Source organism: Trichocoleus sp. FACHB-90, assembly GCF_014695505.1.
GTDB classification, from domain to species: Bacteria; Cyanobacteriota; Cyanobacteriia; order Cyanobacteriales; family FACHB-T130; genus Funiculus; species Funiculus sociatus.
Genome location: NZ_JACJOK010000065.1, coordinates 1 through 12,893 on the forward strand (window position 1 = coordinate 1; position 12,893 = coordinate 12,893).

General features: G+C 46.7%; 16 protein-coding genes and 1 pseudogene. 6 read left to right on the top strand and 11 right to left on the bottom strand.

From position 1 onward, the window contains the following. Positions 1 to 115: 115 nt before the first annotated feature. On the bottom strand, positions 116 to 247 hold the full coding sequence (locus tag H6F74_RS30610; protein ID WP_277875818.1) for a hypothetical protein: 132 nt from the start codon (positions 245 to 247) through the stop codon (positions 116 to 118). Positions 248 to 259: 12 nt separating this feature from the next. Beyond that, complete coding sequence (locus tag H6F74_RS19140) at positions 260 to 565, bottom strand: hypothetical protein (protein WP_190418780.1); 306 nt, start codon at positions 563 to 565, stop codon at positions 260 to 262. Positions 566 to 768: 203 nt separating this feature from the next. On the opposite strand from H6F74_RS19140, the pseudogene H6F74_RS31100 reads away from it, so the two are divergent. Then, positions 769 to 1,041 (top strand): annotated as a pseudogene (locus H6F74_RS31100) (nucleotidyltransferase family protein); the annotation flags it as partial. Positions 1,042 to 1,123: 82 nt separating this feature from the next. Here the strand turns inward: H6F74_RS31100 and H6F74_RS19150 are convergent. Genes H6F74_RS19150 through H6F74_RS19165 form a run of 4 tightly spaced genes read right to left on the bottom strand, consistent with a single transcriptional unit; the run spans position 1,124 to position 5,143 of the window. Beyond that, positions 1,124 to 1,696 carry a hypothetical protein gene (locus H6F74_RS19150; protein WP_190443804.1) on the bottom strand — a complete coding sequence of 191 codons (573 nt, stop codon included), beginning with the start codon at positions 1,694 to 1,696 and terminating at the stop codon, positions 1,124 to 1,126. Between the two features lie 19 nt (positions 1,697 to 1,715). After that, a complete protein-coding gene (locus H6F74_RS19155) occupies positions 1,716 to 2,915 on the bottom strand; it encodes an XRE family transcriptional regulator (RefSeq protein ID WP_190443793.1) in 1,200 nt (399 codons plus the stop codon). Further along, positions 2,912 to 4,384, bottom strand: a complete 1,473-nt coding sequence (locus tag H6F74_RS19160; RefSeq protein ID WP_190443794.1) for a 7-cyano-7-deazaguanine synthase — start codon at positions 4,382 to 4,384, stop codon at positions 2,912 to 2,914. The genes H6F74_RS19155 and H6F74_RS19160 overlap by 4 nt, the downstream gene beginning before the upstream one ends. A gap of 12 nt (positions 4,385 to 4,396) precedes the next feature. Beyond that, entirely contained in the window at positions 4,397 to 5,143 is a 747-nt protein-coding gene (locus tag H6F74_RS19165) for a hypothetical protein (protein WP_190443795.1), read from the bottom strand. A 207-nt stretch (positions 5,144 to 5,350) separates the two neighbouring features. On the opposite strand from H6F74_RS19165, the gene H6F74_RS19170 reads away from it, so the two are divergent. After that, complete coding sequence (locus H6F74_RS19170; protein ID WP_190443796.1) at positions 5,351 to 5,965, top strand: PAP/fibrillin family protein; 615 nt, start codon at positions 5,351 to 5,353, stop codon at positions 5,963 to 5,965. A gap of 101 nt (positions 5,966 to 6,066) precedes the next feature. On the opposite strand, the gene H6F74_RS19175 is transcribed toward H6F74_RS19170, so the two are convergent. The 3 genes from H6F74_RS19175 to H6F74_RS19185 are packed head-to-tail and all read right to left on the bottom strand — an operon-like array spanning position 6,067 to position 7,965. After that, positions 6,067 to 6,726: a response regulator transcription factor gene (locus tag H6F74_RS19175; protein ID WP_199301416.1), complete on the bottom strand. Its 660-nt coding sequence runs from the start codon at positions 6,724 to 6,726 to the stop codon at positions 6,067 to 6,069. 3 nt (positions 6,727 to 6,729) lie between these two features. Further along, positions 6,730 to 7,005: a hypothetical protein gene (locus tag H6F74_RS19180; RefSeq protein ID WP_190443797.1), complete on the bottom strand. Its 276-nt coding sequence runs from the start codon at positions 7,003 to 7,005 to the stop codon at positions 6,730 to 6,732. 15 nt (positions 7,006 to 7,020) lie between these two features. Beyond that, positions 7,021 to 7,965, bottom strand: coding sequence for a trypsin-like peptidase domain-containing protein (locus H6F74_RS19185; RefSeq protein WP_242022211.1), 945 nt, complete (start codon positions 7,963 to 7,965; stop codon positions 7,021 to 7,023). A 183-nt stretch (positions 7,966 to 8,148) separates the two neighbouring features. Here H6F74_RS19185 and H6F74_RS19190 point away from each other — a divergent pair, with 183 nt between their 5' ends. The 3 genes from H6F74_RS19190 (at position 8,149) to H6F74_RS19200 (ending at position 10,233) form a co-directional block, all read left to right on the top strand. Then, the gene (locus tag H6F74_RS19190) at positions 8,149 to 8,412 is read left to right on the top strand and encodes a hypothetical protein (RefSeq protein ID WP_190443798.1); all 264 of its coding nucleotides are present in this window, start codon (positions 8,149 to 8,151) and stop codon (positions 8,410 to 8,412) included. A gap of 211 nt (positions 8,413 to 8,623) precedes the next feature. Beyond that, positions 8,624 to 9,817, top strand: a complete 1,194-nt coding sequence (locus H6F74_RS19195) for an alpha/beta hydrolase (protein ID WP_190443799.1) — start codon at positions 8,624 to 8,626, stop codon at positions 9,815 to 9,817. Positions 9,818 to 10,008: 191 nt separating this feature from the next. Further along, positions 10,009 to 10,233 carry a hypothetical protein gene (locus H6F74_RS19200; RefSeq protein WP_190443800.1) on the top strand — a complete coding sequence of 75 codons (225 nt, stop codon included), beginning with the start codon at positions 10,009 to 10,011 and terminating at the stop codon, positions 10,231 to 10,233. On the opposite strand, the gene H6F74_RS19205 is transcribed toward H6F74_RS19200, so the two are convergent. Then, a complete protein-coding gene (locus H6F74_RS19205; RefSeq protein ID WP_190443801.1) occupies positions 10,205 to 11,395 on the bottom strand; it encodes a M28 family metallopeptidase in 1,191 nt (396 codons plus the stop codon). The genes H6F74_RS19200 and H6F74_RS19205 overlap by 29 nt on opposite strands. 186 nt (positions 11,396 to 11,581) lie before the next feature. Here H6F74_RS19205 and H6F74_RS19210 point away from each other — a divergent pair, with 186 nt between their 5' ends. Beyond that, positions 11,582 to 12,118, top strand: a complete 537-nt coding sequence (locus H6F74_RS19210; RefSeq protein ID WP_190443802.1) for a GAF domain-containing protein — start codon at positions 11,582 to 11,584, stop codon at positions 12,116 to 12,118. 118 nt (positions 12,119 to 12,236) lie between these two features. Here H6F74_RS19210 and H6F74_RS19215 read toward each other — a convergent pair whose 3' ends face one another. Continuing rightward, the gene (locus tag H6F74_RS19215; protein ID WP_190443803.1) at positions 12,237 to 12,605 is read right to left on the bottom strand and encodes an S-layer homology domain-containing protein; all 369 of its coding nucleotides are present in this window, start codon (positions 12,603 to 12,605) and stop codon (positions 12,237 to 12,239) included. Positions 12,606 to 12,893 lie beyond the last annotated feature (288 nt).

Genomic DNA, 12,893 nt, shown 5'->3' on the forward strand with positions numbered 1-12,893 from the left:
CCAGAGGATGTGGCTAACTCTACTGTTAGTATCTTCTTTCTTCTGGATTTCACCCCTGCTGAGGGGTGCTACCCCCTATTCGCCAGCGGTATCCTTTAAGAAGTCGGGTATCTTTTTAAGGGCTGACAATGTGGTTTGCAAGGGGTGCGGTGCGAAATACAGGTTTGCGATCGCTGTTTGTAAGGGCTTTGGCTTCAGCAAACGGACAATTCAGCTCTTGCACGCGCAAATCAAGGAACAGCTCCACAAACCAGGTTAATTAAGCCAAGGCTTCTACATTCTGTCGGAAGGCCATTAAGGCGTGCTTACCCTGATAGTCTTTTATAGACCAAAAAATAGAATCACATACTTCTAGTGAAACAATGGTCTTGATTTCAATATTAGTGTTGTAGCCCGCTATGTCTCCTAAGCGTCTGCCGTGGCTACCCTCACCCTGCACTTGATTAATGGTGTAGCCGCTTACGTTATTGCTTTTAAACAAATTGACAATAGCATCTTTAAGCACTGTTTCAGCAATAATGGTGAGTAGGACGGCGGATTGGACTGGGCTGGGTTCGTGGGGCATGGGGAATTCCACAGAGTAGGTTTGGGGTTATCGAGGTAGTGGAGAGGGCTTTGTTGCCAAAATCCTTGCCAACGCTTCCTTGAGTTAATGATACCTTCATCTGTGCGCCATCCAGTTCTCAAACAACTTAAGTTAGGGAAGCAAGCCCCTAGATACAAAACTGCAAAATAAAGCTTAGAGAATTACTTAGGGATCAGTTGAGTATGGATAGCGCCACTCGCCTCCAGAAGATTTTGGTTGATTCACCGATTGGTGTTGTTTTACCCGCGATCGCGCTTTTGAATCTCCCCGACTGGTGGTTAGCAGGTGGTGCGGTGCGAAATACGGGTTAGCGATCGCTATTTGGCAATGAGTGTGAGTTAATCATCAATGACTTTGACATTGCCTTTTTTGATGCGCTTGGATACCGTTACCAATAACTCACTGCCAAGGCTACCGTCACAGCGCATCCTGACTACAAATTCGATGTCAAAAATTAAGCGAGTTTTGCACGTTGGCGTTCCGGTCACACACCTTACAACAGCGCTGAAAGTATGGTTGTAGAGCCTGTTACTTACATTAGGGATTTCGTTGATCGACATCAGTTGATGCGGCTTCCCACCAGCCTCGCAAAGGGTGGTTTTTAGGCGGCACATAACACCCTTTTACTCGAATTGCATTGAGTGCATCACATAGTGCTGACGAATCAAGACCTGATTGCTCTGACCAATGCTTGATTATCTCTGGGGTTGATAAAATCTGAAGGTGTGGTGCCTGCCGTTGAAAAAACGAGATCGCCTTTTTGTCGTCTGTTGCTATCGCCCATCCGCGATGAATCGCGATCGCGCAAGTTGCAGACTCACCGTCGTCCCCAAGCTCAAAGACATAGTTCACAAACGTTTCCGCCTCTTCTTCTGACTTAAAGTCAACTACTGAAAGTAGTCCTTGTGCAATGGCTTCCTCAAACTGAGTCGCACCCTCGTTCTCTTCATTCTCAAGGCGTTGGAGCGTCTTTAACTCACGCTCTTGCACAACTTGGGTGACTGCAACCTGAGCAGGAATAGTTTTCAAGATCGCCAGAACACTGCCCGAAGCGCAAAAGTTTAAGACACAGCAGGCATCAAGAAGAATGTGGGAGTGAGCAATATTGATCATTTAACCTTACTTCCCATCATTCCTGCGTTTGGCGTAGGTCGAAATGAGTGGATTCCTCCATCATTCCACTTGAATACTCTCGCAACGCCTCTGCAATGCGACGGGCTTCTAAGCGATCGACGCTGAGGAAATCTGCAAAACGCCCTTCAGTAATAAGCCCTTGATCTAATGCTTCAATAGCAAGATGCTGGTAGTGAATTGGAATCATATCAGTGCGTTGTGGAATTTCTTCTAAGCCAAGCTCCTGTTGTGTCTTTCTAACTTTCAATCCACGATCGCGTAACCTATCCCAAGTGCCGGATGGCAGGAGACCCATTTCCTCTACCCTGTAAACAAGAGCTTCTACGGATACACCGTAGTAGTGAGCAAGAGTAAATAGATTAGTTGGAGTGAATTTGCTATGGGTACGGTACATATCATTGAATCGCCTCAGTAAGCCACTGGTCGGCATCAAAAAATATTTGGGGAAGGCTTCGGCTAGTCGCTCACTCTCTGGAATCCTTTGGTACTGTCCCTCGAAATCGACCACAGGTTTTCTCCGATGAGCCAGAAAGTGAAGATATCCATGAGCCAGTGACCAACGCCGCCGTTCTTCGGGATGATTAGCATTAATTGCCATGCACCCACCAAGTTGCTCGTCGTAACTATATATCTCTGAGTATTTTGGTGGCATCTTCAGATAGAAGATGCGGACTCCTACGCTCTGCTCTAGAATGTCTCGCAGAAGATAAATAGGACCATCTCCAAGCCCAAGCCGTTGACGTTCTGCGATCGCAATGCTCTCCGCAGCAGCCTCGATCGGCATACCCGTCACCTCATAATCTTGAGGATAATTCTGTGGCAGTGGTGCGTCCATTATCTCCTCAAGCTCCATGTAATTCCGGCACAACTCCTCCAAGCGCAGAATCGTGGGTTCGATCTGCGATTCTTCTACGTCATTTCGTCGATAAGCTGCTCGGAACTGAACCTCGAAAGGTTGCACTACGGGGTGTGGTCGAACGAAGTCACTGATGGCTCGTCCGTAAGCACGGGCAAGTTTGATCAGTTCAGTTGGCTTAAGACGACGCTCTCCTTTCTCAATCGCGACTATAGTAGTACGTGCAGCATTGATGACTTTAGCCGCATCAGCTTGGGTCATGCCACATTTATTACGCGCCTGTTGAAGGAGTTCCCCCAATTTCCGCATATCAATGTTGTCAAGGACATTGTTAGTCATGACAAGAGTCCCTCAACTTTGTGCAGTGACAGATTTGAAGATACCTGCTGGTCGCTATTTTTATCAAAAATATCGGCTGAAATCCGGGATTCCACAGTATCCCATTCGCTAACGTAAGTCCAATAGAGCTTGATCAGACGGCTTTGCATCTCAGCAGGCAGTAAGTTTTCTGCCGCAGCACTTCGATCAAGGATGTCGTCTAGCGCAAGAAACTCTCTAGTTAAAGTTTCCCATTGAAAATTAGGGTTATCTGAAGCACCAAGCAGGCGACGGAAAGTACAGACCTGCGCGAGCATATGACGCAGATGCAAGCTTGGGTTTCCTGCTGGGCGGTTTCCATGAGGCACTACATATCTAGTTCTGTCTTCTATTTGTGAGGCAGCAAGCGCCTGCTTCCTTAAAATGCAAGAGGAGCAGTATCCACACTGAATTGGTTGCTCAGACTGACGGTGTGGGCTGTCACATGACATGGTTAGCGACGGTAGGTCGCTTCTCCCGTCATCAGCTAAAGCTTTGCACATTTCAGCTTTAGTCCAAAACAGGAATGGGTTATGCACTCGGAATTCTTCTCCCAAAAGCTCTGAAACGACATGGCTCACCATAAGCAAAGTCAGCGGATGAACAGAACGGGAGTGATCTAATCCCACAGCAGATGAGCGGTACGGAAGATTGATCGCACCGATTCCGTTCTCATACACACAAAGAACTTGCTGACCCATTAGGTACGCATAAGCAGCACCAAGTAATGTAAACACAACGCCTCGCGCACGAAAAATCTTGTTCTTTTGATGCAGGCTGGTTTCAGAGAAACGGATTGGAACTCGGCAAAGATTGAGGCGATTGAGGAAGGAAGGCTGGAGTGCTTTAAATACATGTTCTTGACGGGCGTAGACATTATCATTGCTGCCGGTTCCGAACAGCATGAATGATGCTGCATGACTTGTTTGAAGTCGGGTATAAAGACCTGCAAGAGCATCAAGGCCGCCACTCCATAGTGCTACCTCGCACTCTTGTGCGTCATTCGGAAAAATCCATTCCTCCTGTTCTACTATTCGCCCTGACACGGTTCGTTGTTGGAAGTCAAAAGCCCATCGACTTCCAGTAGCCCATCCAAGCAAATTTTCTAGTTTTGCTTGAAATGAGCCACTGTTGAGCAATTCCGGATGACGTACTGGAAGCATTACCCGAATACGGCTCTGCTGCCGATGCAGATGTTGGACAGCAAGGCGATCAGAAGCATGGATTGCAACAGCAAGGTCAATCAGATCGGCAATGACGGATGGAAACTCTTGCTGAACTCGACATCCAAACGCCCTATCATCCACACTGAGACCAATGGTACTCTCCTTGTTTCTGGAGCGATCGATAAAGCGAACAAATCCATTGCTATTCAGCACGGGACTAAAACGCAATGTGTAATCGCTATCGTGGGTGTGATGATTGTTTGCCATAGAAAGCTTACAGTTCATACTATTGCTCCATTACAGGGGTGATGACAGATACTCTTTCAGATTGTGTGTAGTAATTTGTGACAGTTCGACACTTTCCTCACCCTGCAACAGTTTGTCAATCTTCCTGCAATTATTGTGGTTGTGTGCTGATAGTAAGTCTTCTTCACGATCCTCTGCTTTGTTTACTTTTCGGCGCGGAGGTTGCTTTAGGTTTGCTACACTCTCATCTGCATTTGCTTTTTTTGCCCAGGTGCTTATTGCAGCCTTAATGTCTGACTGAATCTCCTCAATACGCCCTGCTAAGGTCACTTCGTCAATTCCAGCGTAATGTTCGGATGTCAGCGGGATACGTTCTTTAAATCCTGATTTGTACACTTGGTACATATACCGTTTGAAGATTGCCTCTGAAGCGTTGTCAGCCTCTATTTCTCGCCCGTACCGGAGATCGCGAAAAACGCTTTTACCCGCATGGAGAGTAAGTTCCTTTAAGTAATGTGATCCATTGGTTCGCTGTGCTAACCTATCGAACTCCACACTCAACGCAGCCCAATTCACAGTGCCACTCTCACCAGCATCATTAAGAGCTTGCTCTAAGCTCTCCCCCATGCGCTTGGCGAGCTTGGCAGGAAGATCACCTTTTCTCATGATGTCTCGCTTGAGCGCTTCGATCACATATCCAGCGCATTCATGGCTGTCGGCTTTTCCTTCACAAAGCGACTGGTACGGCTTTTGATAGAGCCGTGTGAGCCTACTGTGAACAATATCTCCGTCGGGCATGGTCAAATCTCCAAAGCTCGGAGCTTGCTTCTATGATGAAGTTAGACTATTAATCTGACAATGTCAACTCTTAGTATTTATATAATGCTTTAAATGTCAGCTTTGACAGGGATCTGCCGTCTTTCCAGAGCTACCCCACAGGAGTAGCTGCCCTTTAAATGTTCTGAGGTATGCTTTTTTCAAAGCGTGGAAGTGGAACATTGAGACATGGTAGGGGATGACACAACGAGATTTGCCTTGAAAGCTGAACTCTTGCAACGAGTAGAAGCATTAGGGCTACAGCAAGCCTTATTTCCATCTGATGGAGAGCCAATTGATGCAATTGTGCAACAGCTAGAAAGCATCAATCCCATCCCACAGCCACTCCACCCCGACCATCTCCCGTCTCTACTCGGTAACTGGCAATTGGTGTACGCATCAAGAGGAACAGTTGTTACCCGTCAGCTGGCATCAATTCCAGATTTCGGGGGAGGAATAAACATCAAACGGGTGTGGCAAAGGTTGGTTGCAGACGGTACTGGGAAAATTTCTGCTTCTAACGGTGCTTTTCTTGACTTACCCCTGCTAGGGGAATGGCAGTTACAGGCTGACGGAGTTTGGACTTGGGGCGCAGATGAGAAGATGGCTAAGGTGAGCTTTGACAGTTTTTCGATCCAAGCAACAAAGCTTTTTGGCATGGAAAGCTGGAGTTTTCCTGAGCTGACAATACCAGTATTGGAATTCCTCCGCAATCAGGCAGAATGGACAACCTCTTATTTAGACGAAGAAATTAGGGTAGGACGAGGTGCAACAGGGAATCTGTTTGTGTTTCGTCGTGAGTGAGTTGGGCGTTTTGAGCGATCGCGTATCAACAAGAGCGATTATGGAGAATGCGATCGCTACCTTTTCTGGTTTGTTTCAATCTGCAAAATCAGCAGGTTTTGTTAAAGCATAATCAAACCAAGCCGTACACCCAGAGTGACAGCCTCAGTCCGGCTGGAAGCATTCAGCTTTTGAAATATAGATGATACGTGGAACTTGACGGTATGCTCAGAGATGCTTAATCGCTTGGCAATGCTCTTATTCCCCATTCCCAGAGCCAGCATACCCAAAACTTCAATCTCCCGTCCGGTAAGCGCTTGAATTGGCGAAGCGGGTAATGTGCGGGTGAAAGACTCGCTACGGGGTAGCAGAGAATCCATAAAGTCAGGATGCAGCACCACTAGCCCCGCCGCTGCTGCCACCACAGCAGCTACAATTTCATTAGCCGTCGCCTTGAGCGGTAATATTGCCTGGACTCCAACTTGCAAAGCTGACTCTACCCAAGTATCATCGGCGTTGTCAGCCAAAATGACAAGGGCAGGAGATAGAGCGCCAAGAGCAAGTATTTTCTCTTCAGCAGCATCATCAGGTATGCTCCACTCCAGCAGCACCACGTCGGGTTGTAACTCTTCAACTAGCTTCTCTTGGATGGCAAAACTAGAGGAACTACCAACTATCTCCAGCAATTGAGAAGCGTGGATGATGCTTTCTAAACCCGCACGGACAATGGAGTTAGAAGCACTTACCATAACCGCGATCGCGCCGAGTTCTCCCTTGCTCATAGGTTAGCGATTGTCCCACCAGCCACAACCACACAAGGAGTGAAGCAGTTTTCCCAAACGCAGGAAATCCAACCTTAGCAACTCACCGGGTTCGGCGTACCAGAGAAGGTTACTCAAATTATCAGGGACAATTAAGCCGTTAAAATTCCAGATGTCACCACCGCCACCTTCTCGGTGGCTTCCTACCTGGACAGTAGAACGGCGTAGTTGTGCGGCAATAGCTGCCAACTCATAGGCGATGTGTGAAGTAGTATCTGTATTATCGATTGCGATCGCCATCTTCAATTGCCTCTGTTATTTTTCGCCAACTGCGATCGCTAATTCAACTAATGCACCACCCCGTACCAGCTGCACTTTGAGAGTTTTACCTACGCTCTGGGTGCCTAACAGCGCCTGCACATCACCCGTATCGCTCACAGGCTTGCCATCCATCGCTACCAGCACATCCCCAATCATCACGCCAGCCTTATCAGCAGGGCCATTCGGCTCCACGTTGATAACAATTACCCCACCAGTAGAATCTAGATTTAGCGTACTCTTGAGAGTATCCGGTAGGCGTACAGGTTGCATACCCAAACCCAAATAGCCGCGTCCAATGCGTCCTTTTGACACCAGCTGGTCAAGCACCCGGTTTATGGTAGAAGCCGGAATGGTTAAAGCCATATTCCGAGGCCCGGAGGTATTCATCCCGACAACTTTACCTGTTGTCACCTCGACCAAGGGGCCGCCTGGGAAACCAGAATATAAGTTTAAATCTGGGCGCAGAAATTGGTCAATTAAGCCGCCGCTCATGCTACGCCAAGCGTCACCTACAGCACTGACAACACCCATAGAAGCAGTGATCCCGTTTTCTTTCCCTTGTCCGAGTGCAAGTACCAGATGACCTACCTTAAGTGTGGAAGCATCGCCAATTTCTGCAACGGGTAAGTCTACATCTTGTAGTTTGAGGACAGCTACATCGGTGGTAGCGTCGCGACCTAACACCGTAACTGGGACTGTGCGACCATCTGCTAAGGTGACGGTGATTTCCTCAGAACGCTTGATGGTTTCGTCCGAGGTGATGATAATACCGCTTCGCCAGTGGATACCGCTTGAAGAAATACGCGATCGCCAATGTCCTCTGTGGGAGCCTCGCACATTAACCGCAACAACGCACCGACCCACTTGCTCAACGGTATCAGCTAAATTGTTGGATAGAGTCAGCAGCACACTAGACATCGAAGATTCAGATGAAGACATTTAAGGAACTCCACGGATTGATAGTTAAAACGGTATTGTCCCGTCTGTTGATATCCTGCCGCTTTGTGGAGTCTCTGTGCATCGGAGAAATGGGGAGAACCATACCTGGAAAAATGGCTAGGTGTAACAAGTTAAAATTAAATTCAGTATTTTGTCATCCTTCACATTAAGCTTGTATTAAGTATGAAAGAGATAGTTACATTCTTTTTTGGATTAGGTTTTTTGTTCAATGCCAGTCTGTTTATTCCCCAAGCATTGAGAATTATTAAAACCAAAAGCTCTAAAAATATAGCTTTAATTACTTTTTTAGGCTTTAATTTTATTCAATTTAACGGAGTCCTATATGGTTATTACCAAAATGACCAAGTTTTGATGTATGGAAACCTGATTAGTTTAATTAGTTGTGGATTTGTAACAATTTTGGCAATAATTTATAGACATAATTAAGTAGATGGATCTAATTATTGGTAGGATGGGTAGAGCGTAAGCGAAACCCATCAAAACCATGTCGATGTTGGGTTTCGTGCCTCAAACGCCACACCCCTCAACGGGGGAAACCCCCGCACGGGGGTGGCTCCCCAACCTACATCAGATGTTTAGTTTAATTATGTCTACCTACTTAGCCAAATCATTCTTTAATTGTTAGTTATTTTTTGCCATGTCCCGTCTAGTCTTGATAATTCTCCAGTTGGTCGCATTGCTGTTAAGCGGTACGGGACTTTTTTTGAGTTCTTGGATTGTTATCCCGGCTCCAAATATGCCCCTGCTAACTTTGGGAGTAGGTGCGCCGGAAGTTTCTCACTGGCTGATACTACTAAACTTAGTTGCAACTGGACTATTGCTAGGTGTGATGCGCCGCACGCCGCTGCAATTTATAGCTTTGGGTGCAAGTTTGCTAGGACTGTTTTTGAGTGCTTTGCCGTTGATGCAGTTGCCAGGAACTGTGCAAAATTTGACAGTAGCAATGAAAGAAGGCATTGGCTCAGAATACAGCCAAATTTTAAATAATAAGCAAGTATCGATGCGCCAGGAACCGTTTGTGCTGGCTGATGCGTTTACAGGCATTAAGTTGGGTAAAAGTCGTTACACTCCAAACATCCGTTTTGCTAATCCCGATGGCGTACCGTTGAGTATGGATATCTACCGACCGCCGCAAGTTGGGAAATATCCAGCTCTTGTTGTAATCTACGGTGGGGCGTGGAGAAGTGGCGATCGCTTATATAATTCTGATTTCAGCCGTTATATGGCAGCGCGGGGTTATACTGTTTTTGCCATCGATTATCGACACGCGCCACGATACCGTTTTCCAGCCCAGTTGGATGATGTACGTGCAGCACTATCCTTCATCCAGCAGAATGCAACTCAGTATGAGGCTGACTCAGAACGCATGGTTTTGCTCGGACGTTCGGCTGGCGGACATTTGGCGATGTTGGCAGCTTATCAACCCGATGCTATACCTGTAAAGGCTGTGGTTAGCTACTATGGCCCGGTTGACTTGCCTGGAGGCTATGCTAGTCCGCCACGTCCCGACCCGATTGATACGCGAAATGTTTTGGTAACTTTATTCGGCGGAACGCCAGAAATGTTTCCCAACGAATATCGAGTTGCTTCACCGATTAATTATGTAACACGTTCCTTACCGCCAACTTTATTAGTGCAGGGTGGGAGAGATCATCTAGTTCAATTAAGATTTATACAGGAAATGTATCAACGTCTGCGGGCAAATGGGAATACGGCGATTCTATTAGAAATTCCTTGGGCAGAACACGCTTTTGATGCTATTTTCAACGGGATAAGTAACCAGTTGGCATTATATTACACTGAGCGTTTCGTAGCTTGGGCAGTGCGCTAACGACGATTTTCTATGAGCAAGTAGCTTGGGTTGAGGTAACGAAACCCAACGCTAATATCAAGTTTGTTGGGTTTCGCTACAATGACTCTGTGTTCTCTGCGTCTTTGCGGTTCGTTTTTTCATAAATCAAATAGGGCTGCTATAAAAGGAAGTGATTAGCCGAACTGTATTGTAATTAGAGGAATTTTTGGATGTCTTCTATTGAAAACCGCCTGGAAGCTTTTCGCAAACTGCCTTTACGCGCCCAACTCGCCCTTATTGCTTCGACTCGCGCTAACCCAGTTTTAAGCAAAAATCAGGAATACATTGAGAATTTAGAACGCATTCATGCAGAGTGCCTGCAAGAAGCGACCCCTGAGCAAAAAGCAGCTTACGATAAAGCTAAAGCTAATTTTGTGCCAAACGCTCCTGAATAATCCGATTTGCTGCCTCAACTGTAGCTTCTAGTAGTTTTGGATCTACTTGAGTGTCGTTGGGTGAGTGGTAGTTGGGATCTTCCCCTCGATAGAAAAATATTGCTGGAACCCCCGCCGAGGTAAATGATTGATGATCGCTGCTACCAGTGTCCCGGAATGTGGATATCTTCGGATCTGCTTTAGTCGCTAGTGCTGTCAGTTCTGATGTTCCACCTACGAGCAGCTTTTCGTTCACGCCTACCATGTCGAAGTTTAGCATTGCCTGAAGTCCTTTGAGAAATTCCGGCGATGCTGAGTTGACAAATGCCTTGGAACCATGTAAGCCATCTTCCTCACCATCGAAGGCGACGAACCAGATTTGGTTTGCTAGTGGCGTATTGGCAAGACGACGGGCGAGTTCTAGTACAACTGCGGTGCCAGAGGCATTATCATTTGCTCCAGGCGAACCTAAAACTGAGTCGTAGTGACCGCCAAGCAAGATGCGGGGTGATGTGACACCGGGTTTGTGCGCGATCGCATTGTATCCTGTGACTTTACCCCCTTGGGTATTCACATTCAGAGTTGCCTCCAGCCGCGAGGCGAGGGCTTTTTTTAGCAAGGGTTCGCCACGTTCACCAGAAAGAGAGAACACGGGAATATTAACTTCACCACCCAGCGTCCCGGCGAGTTCGCCGGAGGATGTGTTAACAATTACTAAACCAACTGCACCAGCATTTTGTGCATTGCGTGCTTTGTCGAGAAAGCGGATTTCTCCCCGTCGGACAATAGCGATCGCATTTTTGACGTTAACAGCAGCAAATTCGTCAGGTTTTCCCACCCCAGGAACGCCAATCAGTGGTGCTTGCAGTTTACCAGCCCTTGAACCAGCAAGCGCCCTTCCGTCTAGCAGGGCGTTATTAACCAGTAAATTTGAGCCGTTATCCAAAAATTTCGGATAAGTAAAAGTCCCCACCTCTGTAACATAGCCAGATTTGCGATATTCTGCTAACAAGTAATCGCGGGCTTTCTGGATAGTTGGTGTCCCAGCTACACGCGGCCCTAAGCCTACTAAAGTCATGGCATCGGCGTGGACACGGCTTGGCGGTTGGGCTTTAACTCCGAGTAGGGAAAATAATAGCGTTCCTATTATCACCCACCACCAAAATCGAATACGGATTTTCATGGAAACAGATCCTCGCCGATATCAGCGTTGACTCTCTTCTTGCATTATGAGCGCCCTTTCTGCGATCTAGCACCTCCACCCCCAAGACGGTTCGGTGTTCCCTTGCGGTTCCTGCTTCTGGTACACCCACTTACTCAGATGTGACGCGATCGCGTAGCATCTAATTGATATTACAAACACAAGCTCATGCAAGACCAAGTTCTACCTACAGTTCTGGATAACATTTTCCGCGACCACAGTACGCCGGATGCAGTTTTTTCTGCTGGAGTCTCAGCTTTGGGTGAAGTGTTGCAATGCGATCGCATTTTTCTCTACTTGCGAGATCCACACACGCGCATCGGTAAAGTTCCTTACTGCTGGCTTCGCAGTTCTGAGTATCCCAATATCATTGACCCCGACTGGAAACAAGAACCAGAATCTTTGCCACAAGAAGATCCGTTATTTGCTGCTGCACTGCGTACAGAACCATCTATCTTTGTAGAAGATGTTGAAACAGCTAACCCCCAAGTAGTTAATCAAGCTTTCGAGGCAAAAGAGTTTGGGCATCGAGCATTAGTTCACGCTCACCTGTGCTTTGATGGTGTGTTGTGGGGAATTTTGCAACCTTGTGTTTTTGGTGAACCCAGAGTCTGGACTCAGCAAGACCGATCTATTATTGCCGCAGTTACAGAAAAGTTCACACCTTTGGCTGTTGCCTATATAAAGGCTGCTAATTCTAAGTAGATTCCATATTAACAAACATCTGAGATTCAAGGCTAAATTGTCAGCCTTGGATGTGACATTATCCGGCACAAAGAGATAAATACTTGCTTACTTTTAAACAAGAGTTTGTTTAAAAGCATTATTTACCTGTTGTATCAGATGATTCGCCAGATAAGGTGCCAACGCGATCGCTTAATTCTCGAAGTTGTTCGTTTAACTGCCTCTGCCGTTGAATCAATCCTTCCACCTCTTCCCTCGTCGCTAAGTCTGCCCTTTCGCTAGGGATGAGTTGATTTAATTGATTTAGGCAAGCATTTAAAGCGGCGGCAAATTCATAGCGACTCACAGAACGTTCGCCTCGGTAAGTACCATCAGGATATCCAGAAAGGCAACCCCTCTGGGAATTGGCATCATTTTGGGTGCTAGGAACTTGTGCCAGGGCTTTTAATGGGTAGGAGATGGTTGCTGCTAATAGTAAGCTAGTTGCAATCAATGAAGTCTTAAGCATTATCGTAGTTGCAAGTTATCTACTCCTTTACTGTATCAAACCCGTTTGCCTGGAAAGGAACCAGAAACTTGACAATTAACCTCCCGCCTTCATCCACCCAGTCAGCTTAAATCCGGTTGATTACCTACAATTAACCCGAAGCCGGAACCCCACCCCCAACCCCTCCCCTTGATCGGCTATCCATTACCCGCATCTTTCTTAACAATCAGACAAAATACTTAAAATAATGCTCAAAGGCATAACAGGTATAGTTTTGAGAGAAGAACCTAGTAGCGGGTGATGGTTTCA

What these genes read in the sequence shown, in the direction of transcription:
- H6F74_RS19140 (WP_190418780.1), bottom strand. Translation starts at nt 565, where the DNA reads ATGCCCCACGAACCCAGCCCAGTCCAATCCGCCGTCCTACTCACCATT.
- H6F74_RS19155 (WP_190443793.1), bottom strand. Translation starts at nt 2,915, where the DNA reads ATGACTAACAATGTCCTTGACAACATTGATATGCGGAAATTGGGGGAA.
- H6F74_RS19160 (WP_190443794.1), bottom strand. Translation starts at nt 4,384, where the DNA reads ATGAACTGTAAGCTTTCTATGGCAAACAATCATCACACCCACGATAGC.
- H6F74_RS19165 (WP_190443795.1), bottom strand. Translation starts at nt 5,143, where the DNA reads ATGCCCGACGGAGATATTGTTCACAGTAGGCTCACACGGCTCTATCAA.
- H6F74_RS19170 (WP_190443796.1), top strand. Translation starts at nt 5,351, where the DNA reads ATGGTAGGGGATGACACAACGAGATTTGCCTTGAAAGCTGAACTCTTG.
- H6F74_RS19175 (WP_199301416.1), bottom strand. Translation starts at nt 6,726, where the DNA reads ATGAGCAAGGGAGAACTCGGCGCGATCGCGGTTATGGTAAGTGCTTCT.
- H6F74_RS19180 (WP_190443797.1), bottom strand. Translation starts at nt 7,005, where the DNA reads ATGGCGATCGCAATCGATAATACAGATACTACTTCACACATCGCCTAT.
- H6F74_RS19185 (WP_242022211.1), bottom strand. Translation starts at nt 7,965, where the DNA reads ATGTCTTCATCTGAATCTTCGATGTCTAGTGTGCTGCTGACTCTATCC.
- H6F74_RS19190 (WP_190443798.1), top strand. Translation starts at nt 8,149, where the DNA reads ATGAAAGAGATAGTTACATTCTTTTTTGGATTAGGTTTTTTGTTCAAT.
- H6F74_RS19195 (WP_190443799.1), top strand. Translation starts at nt 8,624, where the DNA reads ATGTCCCGTCTAGTCTTGATAATTCTCCAGTTGGTCGCATTGCTGTTA.
- H6F74_RS19200 (WP_190443800.1), top strand. Translation starts at nt 10,009, where the DNA reads ATGTCTTCTATTGAAAACCGCCTGGAAGCTTTTCGCAAACTGCCTTTA.
- H6F74_RS19205 (WP_190443801.1), bottom strand. Translation starts at nt 11,395, where the DNA reads ATGAAAATCCGTATTCGATTTTGGTGGTGGGTGATAATAGGAACGCTA.
- H6F74_RS19210 (WP_190443802.1), top strand. Translation starts at nt 11,582, where the DNA reads ATGCAAGACCAAGTTCTACCTACAGTTCTGGATAACATTTTCCGCGAC.
- H6F74_RS19215 (WP_190443803.1), bottom strand. Translation starts at nt 12,605, where the DNA reads ATGCTTAAGACTTCATTGATTGCAACTAGCTTACTATTAGCAGCAACC.